The sequence below is a fragment of the Rufibacter ruber genome, assembly GCF_014138425.1.
GTDB classification, from domain to species: domain Bacteria; phylum Bacteroidota; class Bacteroidia; order Cytophagales; family Hymenobacteraceae; genus Nibribacter; species Nibribacter ruber_C.
In genome coordinates, this window is sequence record NZ_JACJIQ010000001.1 from 660,711 (window position 1) to 679,388 (window position 18,678).

At 50.9% G+C, this 18,678-nt stretch carries 13 protein-coding genes; 9 read left to right on the forward strand and 4 right to left on the reverse strand.

All coding sequences use genetic code 11. The features are described from left to right. Positions 1–88 precede the first annotated feature (88 nt). The 3 genes from FHS90_RS02565 to FHS90_RS02575 all read left to right on the forward strand — a co-directional run bounded on the left by FHS90_RS02565 (position 89) and on the right by FHS90_RS02575 (position 5,634). Positions 89–2,161 carry a sulfatase-like hydrolase/transferase gene (locus FHS90_RS02565; protein WP_182511525.1) on the forward strand — a complete coding sequence of 691 codons (2,073 nt, stop codon included), beginning with the start codon at positions 89–91 and terminating at the stop codon, positions 2,159–2,161. A gap of 2 nt (positions 2,162–2,163) precedes the next feature. Beyond that, positions 2,164–3,486 (forward strand): alkaline phosphatase family protein, encoded by a 1,323-nt coding sequence (locus FHS90_RS02570; protein ID WP_182511527.1) that lies wholly within the window; start codon positions 2,164–2,166, stop codon positions 3,484–3,486. A gap of 249 nt (positions 3,487–3,735) precedes the next feature. Beyond that, positions 3,736–5,634 (forward strand): sulfatase-like hydrolase/transferase, encoded by a 1,899-nt coding sequence (locus FHS90_RS02575; RefSeq protein WP_182511529.1) that lies wholly within the window; start codon positions 3,736–3,738, stop codon positions 5,632–5,634. Between the two features lie 347 nt (positions 5,635–5,981). Here FHS90_RS02575 and FHS90_RS02580 read toward each other — a convergent pair whose 3' ends face one another. Further along, the gene (locus FHS90_RS02580) at positions 5,982–7,862 is read right to left on the reverse strand and encodes a DUF6528 family protein (RefSeq protein WP_182511531.1); all 1,881 of its coding nucleotides are present in this window, start codon (positions 7,860–7,862) and stop codon (positions 5,982–5,984) included. A 947-nt stretch (positions 7,863–8,809) separates the two neighbouring features. On the opposite strand from FHS90_RS02580, the gene FHS90_RS02585 reads away from it, so the two are divergent. Genes FHS90_RS02585 through FHS90_RS02595 form a run of 3 tightly spaced genes read left to right on the forward strand, consistent with a single transcriptional unit; the run spans position 8,810 to position 10,669 of the window. Continuing rightward, positions 8,810–9,616: a hypothetical protein gene (locus FHS90_RS02585; protein WP_182511533.1), complete on the forward strand. Its 807-nt coding sequence runs from the start codon at positions 8,810–8,812 to the stop codon at positions 9,614–9,616. After that, positions 9,613–10,263 (forward strand): SCO family protein, encoded by a 651-nt coding sequence (locus FHS90_RS02590; RefSeq protein WP_066839298.1) that lies wholly within the window; start codon positions 9,613–9,615, stop codon positions 10,261–10,263. Before FHS90_RS02585 ends, FHS90_RS02590 begins: the two co-directional genes overlap by 4 nt. 10 nt (positions 10,264–10,273) lie before the next feature. Further along, on the forward strand, positions 10,274–10,669 hold the full coding sequence (locus tag FHS90_RS02595) for a c-type cytochrome (RefSeq protein ID WP_182511535.1): 396 nt from the start codon (positions 10,274–10,276) through the stop codon (positions 10,667–10,669). 222 nt (positions 10,670–10,891) lie between these two features. On the opposite strand, the gene FHS90_RS02600 is transcribed toward FHS90_RS02595, so the two are convergent. Next, positions 10,892–11,305 carry a hypothetical protein gene (locus FHS90_RS02600; RefSeq protein WP_182511537.1) on the reverse strand — a complete coding sequence of 138 codons (414 nt, stop codon included), beginning with the start codon at positions 11,303–11,305 and terminating at the stop codon, positions 10,892–10,894. 453 nt (positions 11,306–11,758) lie between these two features. Between FHS90_RS02600 and FHS90_RS02605 the strand changes: the two genes are divergently transcribed. Together FHS90_RS02605 and FHS90_RS02610 are read left to right on the forward strand one after the other, a co-directional pair. After that, positions 11,759–12,838 carry a PA0069 family radical SAM protein gene (locus tag FHS90_RS02605; RefSeq protein WP_182511539.1) on the forward strand — a complete coding sequence of 360 codons (1,080 nt, stop codon included), beginning with the start codon at positions 11,759–11,761 and terminating at the stop codon, positions 12,836–12,838. 779 nt (positions 12,839–13,617) lie between these two features. Continuing rightward, positions 13,618–14,760: an endonuclease/exonuclease/phosphatase family protein gene (locus tag FHS90_RS02610; RefSeq protein ID WP_153042877.1), complete on the forward strand. Its 1,143-nt coding sequence runs from the start codon at positions 13,618–13,620 to the stop codon at positions 14,758–14,760. Between the two features lie 1,090 nt (positions 14,761–15,850). Here the strand turns inward: FHS90_RS02610 and FHS90_RS02615 are convergent. Then, on the reverse strand, positions 15,851–16,846 hold the full coding sequence (locus tag FHS90_RS02615) for a cation diffusion facilitator family transporter (protein ID WP_182511541.1): 996 nt from the start codon (positions 16,844–16,846) through the stop codon (positions 15,851–15,853). Positions 16,847–17,382: 536 nt separating this feature from the next. On the opposite strand from FHS90_RS02615, the gene FHS90_RS02620 reads away from it, so the two are divergent. After that, the gene (locus FHS90_RS02620) at positions 17,383–17,583 is read left to right on the forward strand and encodes a hypothetical protein (RefSeq protein ID WP_066839419.1); all 201 of its coding nucleotides are present in this window, start codon (positions 17,383–17,385) and stop codon (positions 17,581–17,583) included. A gap of 270 nt (positions 17,584–17,853) precedes the next feature. On the opposite strand, the gene FHS90_RS02625 is transcribed toward FHS90_RS02620, so the two are convergent. Next, positions 17,854–18,486 carry a response regulator gene (locus tag FHS90_RS02625; RefSeq protein ID WP_066839421.1) on the reverse strand — a complete coding sequence of 211 codons (633 nt, stop codon included), beginning with the start codon at positions 18,484–18,486 and terminating at the stop codon, positions 17,854–17,856. Between the last annotated feature and the right edge of the window lie 192 nt (positions 18,487–18,678).

Sequence of the window (18,678 nt, forward strand, 5' to 3'; positions counted from 1 at the left end):
GAAGTGGGGATTCTGTTTTCGGCCTGTTTTCGCGAAAACAGGCCGAAAACGGAAAACGACTGACAAACAAAGATTACTTGTGTGATAGATGAATAGATTTAGAAAACCCTCGCTGTTCCTTTTATTGCTGCTCATGCTGTCAGTAGTGGTGCAGGCCCAGCAACGCCCTAACATCATCCTGATTCTGGCCGATGATTTGGGCTTTTCAGACATAGGGAGCTACGGCGGGGAAGTAAAAACCCCCAACCTGGACAAACTCGCCGCGGGCGGCATCAAGTACAAGCAGTTCTACAACGCGGCCCGCTGCTGCCCCACCCGCGCTTCGCTCATGACCGGGTTGTATCCGCACCAGGCGGGTATGGGCTGGATGGCCGCCGCAGATTTAGGCACGCCTGCGTACCAAGGCAATCTCAACCAACAGAGCGTGACCATTGCCGAGGTCCTGAAGCAAGCGGGCTACGGCACGTACATGACCGGCAAATGGCACCTCACCAATGAGCGCAAAATCAACGGCGGCGTGGTAGACAACTGGCCCAAGCAGCGCGGGTTTGACCAGTACTTCGGCATTGTACCGGGCGGTTCCAACTACTTCACGCCGCAGATTTACTCTAACAACCAGCGCTACCCTGCGCCCAAAGATTTTTACCTGACCACGGCCATTTCAGACACCAGCGTGAAGTACATTGAGCAGCATTTTTCTTCTGCCAAGAAGAAAGACCCGCTCTTTATGTATGTGGCGTATACCGCCCCGCACTGGCCGCTGCACGCGCTGCAGAAAGACATTGACAAGTACAAGGACTTCTACAAAGTAGGCTGGGACAAACTGCGCCAGGAACGGTTTGAGAAACAGAAAAAACTGGGCTTGCTGCCTCAAAACGCCGTACTCTCGCCGCGAGACAAAGAAGTGAAGGCTTGGGAAACCCTGCCAGAGGAAAAGAAAAACGAAATGGCGATGCGCATGGCCATCTATGCCGCGCAGATTGACGTCATGGACCAGGGCATCGGCCGTATTGTGGCCAAGCTCAAAGAGAAAAACCAGCTGGACAACACGCTCATTTTCTTTTTGAGTGACAACGGCGCGTGCGCCGAATTCATCTCCAGCGGCAAGAGCAAGGAAGTGAACGGACAGGAAGATACCTTTGAAAGCTACCGCATTGAATGGGCCAACCTGGGCAGCACACCGTTTAGGGAATACAAACACTACACCCATGAGGGCGGTATCGCCACGCCGTTAATTGCCTACTGGCCCAAGGGCATTGATCCTAAACTGCAAAACAGCTTTGTGAAAGAGTACGGCCATGTGAGCGACATCATGGCCACGTGTGTGGAACTGGCCAAAACCAGTTACCCCAAGTCGTTCAAAGGCCATAAAATCACTCCGCTGGAAGGGAAAAGTTTAGTACCGCATTTCACCGGCAAAACCAACAACCGCGGGGTGGTGTACTGGGAGCACGAAGCCAACCTGGCCGTGCGCGACGGCAAGTGGAAACTGGTGGCCAAAACCCCCGAGGGCGAGGAATTCTCCACCAACTCCTTAGAACTCTATGACCTGGACGCCGACCCGTCTGAGATGTACAACATGGCCAATCAATACCCAGACCGCGTGACCAGCATGTACCAGGGCTGGTTCAGTTGGGCCAACCAGATTGGAGCGTTCCCGCTGGACACCCGCGAGTACAACGTGCGTATGGAGCATTACCGCCGCAAACTGAACAGCACCTTTGAAGAAGATTTACTGGGCGGCTGGCGCGTGAACCAGAACAAAGCAGTTTCCGCTACTTTAGAGATTGACCCAACCGGGCAGCTGACCGGCAAGAATGCCGTAAAAGTGGCCATGCAGAAACCCGGCGAGCGGCCTAACCAACTGGCCATGGTCTGGAACGTGAAGCTGGACAAAGGGCAGCAGTACCAGGTGAAACTGAACGCCAAGGCCAAAGGCAACGCTTCTTTCCTGCTAAGGTTTGAGCAGCCCAACAGTGAGGAAAAACTGCTGGACCAGACGGTGACAGCGGCGGGGCAGGCGACTAAAACCGCCTCTAAACCGTTTACCATTCCGCAGAGCGGAAACTACCAATTGGCTTTATATTTCGGGCAACTCAAGGCCGGAGATGAAGTGTGGGTAGATGATATTGAGTTAGTACCAATTGCCTCTAATAAATAAACATGAAACGCATTATCCTGAGTGCTGCCGTGGTGGTGGCTTCTTTGACGGCAAGTTTCGGCCAAACGGCCAAACACGTAATTCTGATTAGCATTGACGGCTTCCGTCCGGACTTCTACCTGGACAAAAAGTGGCCCGCGCCCAACCTGCAGAAGCTCATGACCAGCGGGGTTTACGCCAACGGCGTGAACAGCGTTTTCCCCAGTGTGACCTACCCGTCGCACACTACGCTGGTGACCGGAGCCTTGCCCGCCCGGCACGGCATTTACTACAATGCCCCCGTTGATGCCCAAAAAGGGGAGTGGTACTGGTTTGAAAACCAAATTAAAGTAGCCACCCTGTGGGACGCCGTGCAGAAAAAAGGCCTGACCTCGGGCTCTATCATGTGGCCGGTGACCGTGGGCGCGCCCATTACCTACAACTTCCCCGTGAAACGCGCTGACAATGACGAGAAGACTGACCAACTTTCGGTGACCCGCCCGGTGGTGACGCCCGCTAACCTGTTAGATGAGTTTGAAAAAGGCAGCAACACCAAACTGACACCCAACCATTTCAAAGGCGATGACCTGGACCGCACCACCGGTAAAATGGCCAACTACATCATTGCCAAGCACAAGCCCAGCCTTATGGCCATTCACTATTTGGCCATGGACCACGCCGGGCATGACTACGGCCGGGACCATGATCACATCAGGGAATCATTGGTGTTGGTAGACAGTTTGATTGGCAACGTGCTGCAGACCGTAGAGAAGGCAGGCATTAAAAACCAAACGGCCATCATTATTACCGGTGACCACGGCATGGTGACCAGAACCACCAATTTGGCGGCTAACGTGTGGCTAACCCAGGCCGGACTGATGGGCAAAGACGGCTGGAAAGCCAGATTTGAAGGTGCAGGCGGCTCAGCGTTCTTGTACCTGAAAGACAAAAATGACAAGGCCACGCTGGAGAAAGTGAAGCAGATTCTGGCCAACGTGACGCCCGAGGAGAAAAAGCTGTTCAGGGTGGTAGAACGCAAAGAAATGGACGCCGTGGGCGCGAACCCCGAGCCAGCACTGGCCTTGGCTTTGGCCAAAGGTGTGGCTTTTGGCGGGGCCACCGAAGGCGCGACTATTCGCAAAACCAAGCTAGGCGGCACGCACGGGTATTTTCCTGATTTTCAGGAGATCAGAACTGGTTTTATTGCGGTGGGCGCAGGCATTAACAAAGGGGTGAAGATTGAGGAAATGGGCATTCAGGACGTGGCGCCGGTCATTGCCAAACTGCTGGGCCTTGACTTCAAAGCCCCAGACGGTAAGCTCTATCCGCAGATTCTCAAGAAATAACAGCTAACGTTCCGGAGCTACTTTTCCTGTTTTCGGCCTGTTTTCAGAAAAACAGGCCGAAAACAGGAAAGCTAATGAATAGCTTCACTCGCTCGCCTCTGGCGAGTGTGAGTTGGCTTCGGCCTCTGGCCGAGTTCTGTTATAATGCGGCGGGACGCCGTGGATAGCCCACACTCGCCAGAGGCGAGCGAGAACGTAACTTATTTACAATAAAAAAATTGCCTTCTGCCTAACCCAAGAAGAACTTGTATGAGCCATAAGACTACCTATACCTATTTACGTCAGTTTGGGGCTTTGGCCAGAAAGCGTTCGGTTCGGCGCGCCCACGTTCTCTCTCTGGTTTGCTGGTTTTTTTACTCTCTTTCGGCCGTGGCCGAAGTACAGGAAGAACGCCCCAACATTCTCTGGATTGTGAGCGAAGACAACAGTCCGTTTCTGGGTGCCTACGGCGATGCCTATGCCACCACGCCCAATCTGGACAAACTGGCCACCGAAGGCGTACTGTATTTGAATGCTTTTGCGGCGGCGCCGGTCTGCGCGCCCACCCGGTTTGCGCTCATTACGGGCATGTACGCCTCATCGGCGGGCACGCTGCACCACCGCAGCACGTACCAGCTGCCCGAGCAGGTGAAGTTCTTCCCGCAGTACCTCAAGCAGGCTGGGTATTACACCTCCAACAACGTGAAGAAGGACTACAACACCAAAGACCAGCCGCAGGTATGGGACGAATCCAGCAAGAAAGCCACCTATAAAAACCGGAAGCCGGGGCAGCCGTTCTTCTCCATCTTCAACTTCACTACTACCCATGAAAGCCAGATCCAGGGCAAAAACCGGGCTCAGAAACTAGGCCATGACCCTAAGAAAGCGCCCGTGCCGCCCTACCACCCCCGCACGCCGGAGATGGAGGAAGACTGGGCGCTGTACTATGACCGCATGCAGGCTATGGACGCCGAAGCTGGGGAAATCTTACGTGAACTGGAAGCTTCCGGACTGGCCGAAAACACCATTGTTTTTTACTACAGTGATCACGGCGGTGCGCTGGCCCGGGGCAAGCGGTTTCTGTATGAATCTGGTTTGCGGGTGCCGCTCATTATCCGGTTCCCTAAAAAATATGCCCATCTGGCGCCGGGCAAACCGGGCGCTAAACTGGACCGCATCGTGTCGTTCGTGGATTTTGCGCCCAGCATTTTGAGTTTGGCCAACGTGCCGCTGCCTTCGCATTTGCAGGGCAAACCGTTTCTGGGCAAACAAGCGGCTGCGCCGAGAGAATACGCCTACTCGTACAAAGGCCGCATGGACGAACGCCTGGATTTGGGCCGCTCGGTGCGGAATAAGAAGTACCGCTACATCAGGAATTACCTGCCCCACAGAATTCCCGGTCAGCACGTAGATTACCAGTGGCAGGCCAGTTCTATGGTTTCCTGGGAGAACGCCTACAAAGCGGGCCAACTCAATGAGGCGCAATCTTTTTTCTGGAAACCAAAACCCGCCGAGGAACTCTATGACGTAGAAGCCGACCCGCACAATATTCACAACCTGGCCGGAAAGAAAGAATATGAATCTGTGCTGCGCGAAATGAGGCAAGCTAACCAAAAATGGCTCCTGGAAACCAAAGACGCAGGCTTTATACCCGAAGCAATGCTGGCGGAAATAAACCAGAAAATGCCCATCTATGACTACCTGCGCACCGGGAGTTTTCCGCTGGAGCGGGTACTGGAGACCGCAGACATGGCCTCTAGCCGTGAGGCGAAGCATGTGAAAGAACTCACCAAACGGTTGCAGGACAAAGAGCCGGTGGTACGGTACTGGTCGGCCATAGGGTGCGTGGTGCTGGGCAAAGAAGCCGCATCGGCGAAAGCCGCGTTACAGAAATTGTTGCAAGACCCGCTGGCAATAGTGCAGGTGGCCGCCGCCGAAGCTTTGTACGGGTTAGGAGAGACCACGCGCGTGCTGCCGGTGTTGCGCCAACACCTGCAGAGCCAGAACCGGTTTGTGCAAATAGCCGCGCTGGAGGTTCTGGAGAAAATGGGGAAAGACGCCCAACCGCTGGCCCAGGAAGTGAAAGCCCTCTCGGCTAAAGATGAGGAAACGTCTGGAGATGTGGCCAAAGTGGCCAGATATCTAAGCAGGCAACTCGTGCAGAGGTAGTTTTTAGGGCTGTTCCTGTCAATAGTAACGTTCTGTTTTGGGGCTGTTTTTATAAAAACAGCCCCAAAACAGAACGTTACTAGAAGCTGCCCCATAGATGAAGTGGCTTTGCTTTACAAGTTCTATACTGGACCAATACTGTCTTTTGCTTTCGGCCTGTTTTTAAAAAAGTAGGCTAAAAACAGAAATTGAGCTGGCTATTCTTCATTCCATATCACAGCTTCTAGTCAACGTAAAGCGCTTCATTTTTCCTTTGTATTATTTTCAGGGGGCGAACAAGCTGTAAAACAGAAGAGGTTAGGCAGTTACCGCCTAACCTCTTCTGGAAAAACCCAGGCGTGGATGTGTTACGGTAGCTTCATCTCCACCAGAACGGGGTAGTGGTCAGACGGCAGAATACTGTTTGGAGCATCTGTCAAGACGTTGTGACTGTACACTTGCCAGGTAGCGGTTGGCATGATATGGTCAATGCGTCTGTTGCCGGTGTTGTTTAAATCAAAACCGTTGGTTGTGCCTCTGGCAGGGGCGTATCTTTTTGCTGCAGGAACCACCTGGTACGCATCACTTAACAAGGCGGAGTTGTGGAGAATCAGGTACGGATCCTGGTTCTGCCCCGCATTGAGGTCGCCCAGAAGAATAGCGGGTTCGTTGCCTGCCTTCTCGGCTATCTGGGCAAGCATTAAGTTGGCGCTGTTCACCCGGGCATTCTCGCTGGCGTGGTCAAAGTGGGCATTGAACACCCAGAAGATTTCGCCGGTGTACCTATCCCTGAGTCGGGCAAAGGTGGCAATGCGGTAGAAGGAGGTGCCCCAGGGTTTGTTGGCGGGTTTGGTGGTAGGGGCGCCGGGTGCCAACCAGAACTGGCCCGAGGCGAGGGCGGCAAACCGCTGTTTCTTGTAGAAAAGCGCACTGTGCTCAGAAGTGCCGGGGCCGGTGCCATCGTCATCCCTCCCGGTGCCTATTTTGTTGTATTCAGGTAAATCGTTGGCTAAATGCGTGATCTGGTTGCCGTTGGCTTCCTGACTTCCCCAGATGTCAAAATCATATTTCCTGATTAAATCCCTGACCAACGGCCGTCGCACTGACCAGGCTTTATTGCCGCCGTCTACCGCCACCCGCACGTTAAACGTGGCAATGCCGTAGTATTTCCTGTACTCATAATTGGGGTTGAGAGGAACGGCTTTGTAGATATTGCCCGCCAGCAAGTGGGACGTGATGAGCACCCCGGTTCCTTCGGCATGCGTGCCGAACACATTCACTTTACTGTTCCCTTCCACCTGAATGATCTCGCCGGAAGGTTGGTTTGACGTACCCGTAACCCCTGGCTTGTTGAAAACCTTGCCGTCATGGGGTGAGAGGGTTTTCGTGACTTTGTTGTAAAAGAACACCCCCTCGGCCGCAGAAACCCAGAATTTATCTGGTTGCCCCACCACCGGTGACAGGTGCCGAAGGAGGGTCTGGTCAGTAGTGAAAGTGCGGGAGGCATCCAGTTCTAACGCGGGGGCAGATCCGGTACCAACGGTAAAAGCCACAATGCTCCACGGGCCACCGCTGGTTAATTGGCCTGTTGCCCAAAGCCTGCCGTTGGTTTCATCCCATAAGACCGAATGGGCATTATAGAGAGGGTAGGTGGCACTGGTGTTGTTACGGGTGGCAAATACTTTCACCCAGTTGCCCCCGGCGGCGGCAACCGCTACATTGCCGTTCCCCAGAATTTCAATGCTCTGTGGATTCTGGCCACTCCCAATATTAGTTGACCACTTTTTGACTTTGGAAGCATTGGTGATCAACGCCGTTTCGCCACCTACGGCCGCAATCCATTCAATGTCAGGACCCAGTATGCTGTTTAGCCGCATTTTCATGTCAGTAGGGTTGTCCCATCCTGGGGCCGCGCTTTCGGTGGCTGTCCAGTTGCCGCCAGGAATGGAGGTGGAGGGCTTAAAGCTCCAAACTTTTGCCGCCGGGAGGGACCAGTCAGCAGCCTCAGATCTGTAAATGTCCAGATTGTCTGAGGTCCAATCTAAAACCCCAATGTTACATGCGCAGGCAACAGGGTAAAGGCCATTAGGGGCACCAGACGAAGGTTCTCCCGCTGGCGGATCAATAATTCCCCCACCAGGTTCTGTGGCCGGTTCAACTTCTTCCTTTTCACTGCAGGCATAGAAAAAATGGGCTAAAGATAAAAAAGAGAGCAGTAAAAGCTTTTTTCTGAACGTTCTTCTTTCCATAATTTACACTATTGTTTGATGTATAAGTAATTAGCTGAGTCCATGTGGAAGAGCTTTCTAATGGAGGGCTTGAGGTGTGTGTAGGGTATGGTGTGGGGCTTGAGAAGGAAGTGAATGTAAAGATTATTTTGCTTGGGTAATTGTTGCTAATTGGAAGTTTTTTTTGAAATGGTAATGTGGGTTTATGGCTTTAATTAATGTGTTTAAAGTCTTTTTTATTAACGCTTAAGGGAAAGATAAACTAAAAAATAATGTGAAGCAATATGTGTTAAAATGCCGGAGAAGGTAGTCCGAATGAAAGCTGGGTAGGAAGGAGGTATCAAGTATGTCTTCATCAGCTTGATTACCTCTGCCGCTGAATCAGGATCTGTGCCTCATTTAAAGGTTTTATCTACAGAAGAGTAGCAAATGAATATGAAGTGTAATTGAATTAAGGAAATATGGGCAGGAGGAATGGTTGAAGTGAGAAGTGTTATTTTAATTGTAATATGTTGTTATATAGCTTGTTTTGTGAAGTTAAATTGAGAGTAGGGAAATTTTTGTGAGCTTTATTTTAAAATAATATTGTACTTGGCTGATATTCCTAGTATTTAAATAAATGTGGTTAAAAGTTTCTGCTGCTCTTTTATAGAATAGCGTAAAAGCTTTAGCTTTTAGATGAAGTAGACCATCTAACAAGGCAAAGTCTAAGCTGGGAATGCGTGACTAAAAGCCGGATGCTACAAAATTGATAGCATTTTCTACAATAGTTAAAGGTGTAAAAATAAGGAGATGGGACTGTTATTATAGTGGATTTAATGCAATGAAAGGGTTGGTGTAAACATGGGTTTTGTTGAGGGATTATCTAAGTTTAAGTTTTTATAGCATAATAGGTGTAAAAGTGCTTGAATTAGTGGGATACAAAAAATGTATTTGCGTGTGTGTCTTGACCTAATGAACTATAATGATTGGGTGTAGATTCCTGGAATAAGAAAAGAAGGTTGAGTAAATGTGTTTTTCTGTTTTTGGCCTGTTTTCCGGAAAATAGCCCCAAAACAGAAACTGCTTATAAGTTATTTGAAATGCGAATTCAACCAAGAAAGGGGGGAGGTGATTTTCTTTCAAGTTCAGGTGGTGTGGGGGCGGCTTACCTGTCAAGCTGTTGTCAGGCCCTTATTCCCAAAGAGAAACCACCAGCATGTGGTTGGCTGGAGTCAAACGGCGTGGGGCTGTGTGATAAAAAAACAGAAGGAAAGTTTTGCTGGAGACGGGTGATAATCTTGCCAAAGAGTGTGCGTTCTATTGGTGCAGGCTCTACCTTTGCCCAAGAAACAGACTCCTCAAGAAGTATGGGAAAATATATGGCTGTACTGATCGCTGTGGTACTCATGGGAACTGCCTGTGAGCCATCTGCCCAGAACCAGGCCAAAACGCTGCACGAAGAGGTGATGGCCCTCCATGATTCCTCTATGGCCAAAATGGGGGATCTTTACACACACCGTAAAGAATTGCTACGGTTACAGGATTCCTTGCCCGCAGCAGATTCAGCCAGACAAAGAGGTGTCAGGTATGGCGTCTCCAAGCTGCTGGAGGCAGATGAGCACATGATGCAGTGGATGCGGGCCTACCGTATTCCTGACCTTCAGAAACCCAAGGAAGCCCTTCTGTACCTGCAAGATGAGAGGGAAAAGATTCAGAAAGTACGCCAGGAGATTGAGCAGAGCCTTAAAGTAGCTGATTCCCTGGCTGCCCAACTTACAAACAAGCATCCATGAGAAAAATAGTACTAGGAGCCTTGCTGGGGCTGGGCCTCATAAGCGCCTGCACGTCTACGTCAGATGAAAAGAAGTCGCTGCCTATTCTGGGGCCAAGGGAGCCCAAGGTAACCATGGTAGACGGCCAGCCGAAAGTAGATACGGTCTACCATTCCATTCCTGATTTCGCCTTTTTAGATCAGGACAGCCAGATGGTCACGCCCCAGACGGTAGCCAATAAAATTTATGTGGCAGACTTCTTCTTTACCTCCTGCCCGTCTATCTGCCCTAAAATGAAGAGCCAGATGCTGCGGGTGTATGAGAAGTACAAAGACAACCCCAGGGTGGCGCTGTTGTCCCACTCCATTGATCCCACCCATGATACCGTGGCGGTGTTGCGGGAATATGCTGACCGGCTGGGGGTGAGCAGCAAAACCTGGCATTTTCTAACCGGAGACAAAGACACCATCTTAGACCTGGCCCAGAAGCATTACCTGACCAGCGCCCTGGAGAGCAATGAAGCACCGGGTGGCTTTGAGCACAGCGGTGCCTTCCTGCTTATAGATGAAAAACGCAGAATAAGGGGGCATTATGACGGCACCAATGAACAGGAAGTAGATAAGCTCATGCAAGACATGGAGCTGCTCCTGCAGGAGAAGACAAAATAACTGACAGCAGATGCGTTGGAGAAACCTCTTTCTGGTAGCCATACTTGGGATAGCTGTGGCTGGGTGCTTTACAGAGCGTAAAGACGAGGGCCAGCTGCTGTACACCCGCCACTGTGCCAGTTGCCATCTGGAGAATGGGGAGGGGCTGCGGGGGGTGATTCCGCCGTTGTTAGATTCAGACTATGCGGCCCAGCACCGGGCAGAACTGGCCTGCCTCATCAGGAATGGGATAAACGGGCCAATTCAGGTGAATGGTAAAACCTATAACCAACCCATGCCGGGCAATAATCAACTGACAGAGGCAGATATCACCAACATTATCAATTACCTGCACAAAGAATTTAACTCGCCTATACAAAAGATTTCCTTTGGTGAAGTGCGGGACCAGATGAAAGCCTGCCCTTAAAGCCGGTTTACATGTGGCTTTTACGAAACAAAAGGCCACAAAAGAACTTGCGCTCATCCTTTTCTGGTTACGCGCCTCAAAAACTGCTTGTGCAGAACCTTGCTCTGGCACTTCTGGCCTGCAAAATTATGATTTGAATATGACTCCTACAGAAGGGGCTAATGCCAAAAAAAGGGGCTTGTGTCATTGCCAGCCCCTTCTTTTTGAAAAGAGAAAGTGATATTAGCGGCCAGTGGTCCCGCCGCCGGTTGTTCCTGTAGTAGTACCGGTTGTACCGGCAGTGGTGCCTGTAGTACCGGCAGTGGTACCGGTTGTACCGGCAGTGGTGCCTGTGGAGCCCGCAGTGGTACCCGTTGTGCCCGCAGTGGTTCCGGTAGTACCAGTAGTTCCGGCAGTGGTACCGGTTGTGCCGGCTGTAGTGCCAGTAGTACCTGTGGTGCCCATCATAGTGGTGTCACCCCCCATGTCAGTGGTGGTGCTGGTGCCGTCATCCATGGTATTACTGTCTACTGAGGTATTGTCAGTGGTAGTGCCATTGGCCTGGTCTTCCTGGTTTCCGCTGCCACCACAAGAAGATAAAGCCAAAGCAGAGGCAATGGCACATGTGGCAAACAAATTAATTCCTTTGAGTTTCATAGCTTTTGTGTATAGGTTAAGGTTGAACAATTTACACATGAGCCTTTGTACGAGGCTGTTATAATTTCAGCTGCCTCTAAGGATAAGAATATTAATTATTTTGTAAAAATACGTATTTGTTCCTCCCTTGCCCCCAGGTCTAAGGAACTACTTCTGGTGATTTTTCAAGATTAGCATTTGATAGAAGCAGGAGGTTGAACGGGTTCTGTAAACGTTTAAAGTGGTGTGCCTTCACGTGCAGTTCTTCCCAGGCTTTCATTACAGATTCCCCTATCAATTGTTCCTCTAAAATCTTTGCAGCAGAAGAATATACAGCGGTTCCCAACCGGCATACTGCTTAAAGAGAATAAGAGAAGGCGAGTTTAATCTCTAGGTTTTGCTAAAAGTATTGGAATATAGTTGAAAAACACATAAATACTAAATATATTAGCATTCATGTTGATGGCTACTACCATGGGTTCAGATTCTGTCAAAGAGAACAAAGAGTATATTAAAGGGAGAGGGGCCCAGTATAATCCTTCCAGCCCGTACTTGAAAAATGAGTACGTAGTAGAACATCTGGAAGGGGTGGATGAGGCATGGGAGCATAAGTCGGCTACTCAGTTTTTCATAGAAAACCCTAAGAAAATTGTGAATGAGGTAGACTCCCCTGATCTGGGTCTGGTCTATTCCATGAATCCCTACCAGGGCTGCGAGCATGGCTGTATTTACTGTTATGCCAGAAACAGCCATACCTACTGGGGGCTAGGGGCCGGGGTTGATTTTGAGCAGAAAATCGTCATTAAAGAAAATGCACCACAGGTGCTGCAGGCCCAGCTGGAAAAACCAAGCTGGGTGGTGCGGCCTATCATGCTGGCGGGCAATACTGACTGTTACCAACCCATTGAGGCAAAGAAGAAACTCACCCGCCAACTGCTGGAAGTGCTCCTGCGGTACCGGCATCCGGTAAGTTTGATTACCAAGAATGCGTTGATTCTCAGGGATCTTGACCTGTTGCAGGAACTTAGCCGCCACCGGCTGGTGCACGTGAGTGTTTCTGTCACCACTCTGCAGGAGTCTCTTCGGCAGAAGATGGAGCCCCGTACTGCTACCGGTCAGAAACGGCTGGGGGTGGTCCGGACCCTCTCTGAAGCCGGGGTGCCGGTGAATGTCATGGTGGCACCTATCATTCCGGGGTTAAATGACCATGAAGTACCCGCCATCCTGGAGGCGGCGGCCCATGCGGGGGCTTTGTCTGCAGCGTATACGGTGGTGCGTCTGAACGGTGCCATTGGGGAGATTTTTGAAGATTGGGTGACCAAGGCCTACCCTGAGCGGGCTTCAAAGGTGCTGAACCAAATTAAATCCTGCCACGGCGGCACTCTGAATGACAGCCAATTTGGGAGACGCATGGTAGGGGAGGGCAAATGGGCAGAGACCATCAGATCGCTGTTCAAAATCTCTTACCAGAAGCATTTCAAAGACAGACAAATGCCTGCTTATGACCTTTCCCTTTTTACCCCCAAATCCGGAAAACAACTTACTTTCTTTTAGCAGATCTAATACAGCAGTTGGCACGCTGGTCTCCCAGCCGAAAAGTAGGCATGTATGTTCTGCCCAAGACCTTATTCCCACCAAACCGGCGCAAAGGTGAGTATGAGGGAAAGACTGTTTTTTTTGAGGCCTTTTGCAGCAGTAAGATCAAAGGTAATTCCACTCGCTAACGCTGTACACTGCTAAAGCAACACAACACCTGTTGGCCGTTTCTTTTATCCGGTGAAATGGGGGGGGCTTGTCTGGAGCACTTATTTATAAGAGAGGGGAGGATGGCTAAGGAAAAAAATGAACGGCCTGGTTGTATGGACCAAAGGTTCTCTGTTTGAGTTTGAATGATGTTTTTCTTCTTTCTGGTGCAAGCGCTCCCTGGGGTGTTTCAGAGGAAGGGCAGGTTCTGTTTTTAGGCTGCTTTTTTAAAATCAGCCCCAAAACAGAGGTGCCACTTGAGGCGTGGCCGCAAATAGGGTCTCAGGCTACACAGGGAGATGAGCGTTTCTACACATGCCGCCAATGCTAGAAGTGATTTAACAATCAGAAAAGCCAAGGGGCACGCCGCAGAACCTCTAACAAGAGTTTGGCTTTGATTGGGCTTCCTGGTAGAGGGGGGGATAGCTAAACGTGTTTTCTTCGTCCCGTTTCCCTGTCAGCTGAATCCAGATGATGGTATAAAAAGGTTGTATTTCGCAGGGTGTGCAGTTCTTTCTCCCTCATACTTTTCTAAACAAATAACTGCTTTGTATCTTTAATGCGTGGGGATTCTCAACAAGTCAATTGCTGTGCCAGGGAAGAAGGTAAAACGGAGTTTTCTGTTTAAGGTCATTGTGCTGCTCACCATGGGGGCCGCCGTACTCCTCCTTATTTCGCACGCGGCATCTTTCATAAACCCGGCAGTCTTTTGGCCCGCCAGTCTCATTGCGTTGGCGTACCCTATTTTGTTGCTGGTGAACCTGCTGTTTGTATTGTACTGGTTGCTGGTGAAAAGCCGGGCGCTCTTTATCTCGCTGCTGGCGGTGCTGGTAAGCTTTGACAATCTGCAGACCCAAATCCAGCTCAACCTGTTCCAGACAGAGGTGCCGGCCAAGTCAGAAAAAGTACGGGTTCTCAGCTTCAACGCCCGCCTCTTTGACCTGTATGAATGGACGGGCAACCCCAAGACCCGTGACAAAATCTTCAAGGTGCTGCAAGAGGAGCTGCCAGACATCATCTGCTTTCAGGAATTCTATACTTCTTCAAAGCCTAACCGGAACAACCTTGACACCCTGGTACAGTTGCAGAGAGCCAACAACCATCATGTAGCCTATACCGAGACGCTACGCGGAACAGACCACTGGGGCATTGCCACCTTCAGCAAATACCCTATTCTGAAGAAGGGGAACATTCTTTTCAATGAAGAAACGAACAACCTCTGCATCTACTCAGATCTGAAGATTGGGCAAGATACGGTGCGGGTCTACAATGTGCACTTTCAGTCAAACCGGTTTAAGCGCGAAGACTATGAGTTTCTGGGAAACCCCAATGCCCAACCTACCCGTGACGATAAAATTGCCGCCTCCCGCAACATCATTCGGCGGCTGCAGGTAGGGGCGGTAAAGCGGGCGCGGCAGGTAGAGGTGGTAGCCAGGCACATCCAGGGTTCCCCTTACCCGGTGATTGTCTGCGGCGATTTCAATGACCCCCCGGCTTCCTTTACCTATAATAAAATCAGCAAAGGGCTGGAAGACGCATTTGTGGAAAGCGGCTGGGGTCTGGGCAATACCTTCAACGGGCTGTTCTCCATCCTCCGGATAGACTACCTGCTCCATGACCCCCGGCTGGTAGGCACAGGCTACCGCGCCATCCGCCAGAACCTGTCTGACCACTACCCCATTGTTACGGACCTCTGGCTCAAACAAAGGTCTGCCCCGGCTGAAATAGATTAAGCCCATCCCGTACCTGGCTGGTCAAGGTATAGGGTGCTGCACGGGTGGGAGCTTCCTCTGTTTTCGGGCTGTTTTCCGGAAAACAGCCCGAAAACAGAAATTGTCATTCCTTCTGTTTAGGAGATAACTTATAAATTCTTATGAGCGAAGAGCCTGTTTAGGTGTGTCTTTTGTGCCGCCAACGGGCGCAAATAGCCTGACCTGGCGGTTGCCTCGCCCCATGGCGCTGGCAGACTGCTCTAAAAACGGGATAGAAGAACCTGTTGCTCCCTGTTTTCGCCTGCACAATCAAAGGGTAAGCAAGTGCCAAAGCGGAGGTGCTTATCTGAGAAAAGCCTCTGGAACCAGACCAGGCATAGCGACTGGTGCAGCCATGTTCAGGCCTAACGGCAGTTTCAATTAAGAAGACCCAAGTGGGTATTTCGACTTTTTAGAAGAGATGGTTTACTCAATATCAGCAAAACACCGAAGTAACTTCCGCACCTTAGAGACCAGAAGAGGGCATAAGAGATGTGAGGCCGCTTTTTCCTGGCCGCTGCCGACAGCCGCCCTGGCAGGCCCAGCTTCCTAAGCTTGGATTAGGGGGAACAGAAGTGGGAGAAAACCCCAGTGCGTTTCTGGCCTGTTTTCCGGAAAACAGGCCAGAAACGCAATTCGTCTAACAAAGGTGCACCTGCCATAACGGATGTGCGCAGCACGGGCTCGCCCCAGGCTAGCGGATCAGCAGCGGTTACGTGCAGAGGCAGAATGAGCAAGTAAGGAAGTAGCAGGAGAGGAACCCAGACCAGTCCTGGCGGTGAGCGCCTCTGTTCATACGGTGCCGAAGGCAAGGCCGGAGGGCCTAGTTTTAACAGCAGTGCTCACCGCCAGGACGGGGCCCCGCGGCCGTGAGCGCTTACCGGAAAAGATGAAACAATGCAGCAAATAAACCACCGCGTCAAGCGCTAAAGCCCAGGCAACAGCGAACTACGCATTCCAGCAGCAGATGGGGCTATAAAACTATTATCCCATAAGGCACTACTGAACCATCGGCCACAGCCCTGGGGGCAGCGAGCTACGCACTGCCCCTGCAGCAGCAAACAATAAACCGCTACAAAACATGCCGCTGATTCTCACTCACATTCGCCAGTGTCCATTCTACACGCCCAACAAAAGCATGCTCCCGCACGTGGCAGTCTGACTTGGTACAGAGGCGGCAACTGACCGGGGGCAGGCAGGGGTCCAGGTGTACGAAGAGTTCTACCACGTCTCCCATCTCCTGGGTAATCATTTCTTGCAGCAACTCCACCTCTTTGTGGGACTCCTGCAGGTTAAAATACCAGGGCAGGGTAAGGTGGCAGTCAATGTGCAGCTGGCTGCCGTACTTAATCACCCGCAGGTTGTGCAGGTCAATCCAGTTCTCCCGGCGGTGCTGGTTCAGCACCGTGATGATCCGGTCCATGAGGTGATGATCGGCCTCATCCATGACCCCTGAGATAGAATTGCGCACCAGACCATAGCCGGTGTAGGTGATAAAGGAGCCGAAGATGATGGCCACCACGGCATCTAACCAAAGCAGGCCCGTAAAGTAGATGCACCCCAGGCCTATGGCCAGGCCAGCGCTGGAGTAGGCGTCTGAGAGTAGATGCTTGCCGTTGGCAATAATGGTGAGCGAGTGCCGGTCGGTTCCCCTCTTTACCAGATACCGCCCTGCCAGGTAATTAGCGGCGCCGGTGGCCAGGGTCAGGAAGATACCCACATCCATTTTCTGGATGGGGTGGGGATAGACCAGGTTGTAGGCAGATTTGATGATAATGCTTACACCGGCCAGGGTGATGAGAGCCCCTTCAAGGCCAGAAGAAAGAAACTCAATCTTGCCGTGCCCGTACGGGTGGTCCTGGTCTTTGGGTTTGGCGGCCAGGTACACACTGTACAGGGCCACCCCGCCCGTCACAAAATTGATGATTGATTCCAGCGCATCAGTTAAGATGGCATTTGAATTGGTCAGGAAATACGCAACAAATTTAACCCCCAGCAGGACCAGAGCCAATACCAGCATCTGCGCCATGAGGCGAATAGGAGAGACGGCTGGCGAAGAGGTGGACATAGGACGTACGTTAAACTTCCCTTTTGCTCTTACAACGGTGAAAAGCCAAGAGGGGTGCAAAAGTACGGCTTTTTTACCGCTTCGCTAAGAGCCTGTTGAACATTTGCCTTTATGGCTCAACCGGTCAGCCTGGAAACTGCCTAAGAGGTTTGAGCCCTGAGGCCAGCGCCACCAAGGCAGGCCTTGCTATGCACCAGATGCAATACAAAAGACAAGGTCAAAACCTGCTCTAACGTACATCTATCAGAAGCCGGGCAACCGCTGTATGTGCAATGGTTGCCAAAACGTATAGAAACCGGGGTGGTTAGTTAAACAGAAGGCCCAACAGCCACATCACCAGAGAGGCAAGCAGACCTAAGAAGAAAAACAGGAAGCCCAGGAATGGATTCATAACTTTAATTTAAGGTAAGTAAATGTAAAGTTATTGTTTCGGGAATGCAACAAAAATATGGGAAAATACATAAGACCCTATTGCAGGAGTGGCACATATCCCCTAAATTCGTTGTCGGTACATGTAATCAGGCCAGCTTTAGTGTATGAATGTTTCAGTTAAGAAGAAGGTTGCGGGACAACCCATTGAGAAGCTGCTAAAAGACAGCCAACTGCTTCCGGTTGACAAGACTTTTGTGAATGCCTCCATGGCAAAGCTGCAGGCGTTGCGCCAGCAGTACATGCAGGCCCCGGATGCTGGTAAAAGCGTGTTCAAGTTGAAACAGGTGCCCAAAAAGAAGAAATAGCCAAAGCGGCTGCGCTTTCTCCTGAGCCTGGGTCTTCTCAGCCTGGCCAGCGTTCCATCTGCCGCAACCAGCCAGATGAGGCCACTCCTCTTCACCCCGAAGACTGGGAGAGACATGCCCGCCCGCTTCAGGGTTTGGGGATTGCTGTTCAGATAAAAGCTAAAGCAGGACTGGGGTGAATAGAAAAGCAACGTCTCCGTTTTTGGCCTGTTTCTGAGAAAACAGGCCAAAAACGGAGACGTTGCTTTTTAGGCAGAATGATTATTCTATCTAACCTTCCTGCAGGGCAATCTTGATCAAAGTGGCGGTGTTACGCGCTTTGGTTTTTTCTATCAGGTGCTGGCGGTGAGACTCAATGGTTCGTTTGCTGGCGAAGAGCTTGTCAGCAATCTCAGCGTTGGTATAGCCTTCGGCAATGAGGCGCAACACCTCCATCTCCCGCTTAGAGAGTTCTAAGGGCGTTTTCTGCGGAGCAGAGGCTTCTGGGTTATTGGCTTTGTTGAGCAGGTTCACCGCAATCTCAGAGCATATGTATGAATTGTTGGTAGCTACGGTCTTGATGGCGTGTACCAACTCATCACGGCCGGCGGTTTTCAGCACATAGCCCAGGGCGCCAGAAGAACGCACCTTGTGCACATAGCTGTCCTGATCCAGCATGGTGAGCACCAGCACCTTAATGTCAGGGTGTTTCAGCTGCAATTGCTTGAGGGTTTCATAACCGTCCATTACAGGCATGTTCAAATCCAGCATGACCACATCTGGGGTGATCGTTTGTAAGAGATCCAGGAGTCTCTGCCCATTTTCTGCCTCTCCAATTATTTCAATAGTTGGTTCTGTCTTCAGCAAAGATTTCAGCCCATCTCTGATCAAGGTGTGATCATCTACCAGAATTACTTTTGTCATATCCTACGTTTACCACTTACTGATTGAGGTGAAAAAACTTTCATTTTTAAACTTAAAATGAAAGTTAGGGGTTTATACGCAGAAGGCGGAAAACATAGAAGCTGTTTAGAGTTTTTGATTTTGGTTGAATTTTCGGATAAACAAGGCTGTAAAGGCTAGCAGATGCAGGGCAAGCCAGTGCTGCGCCCTGGT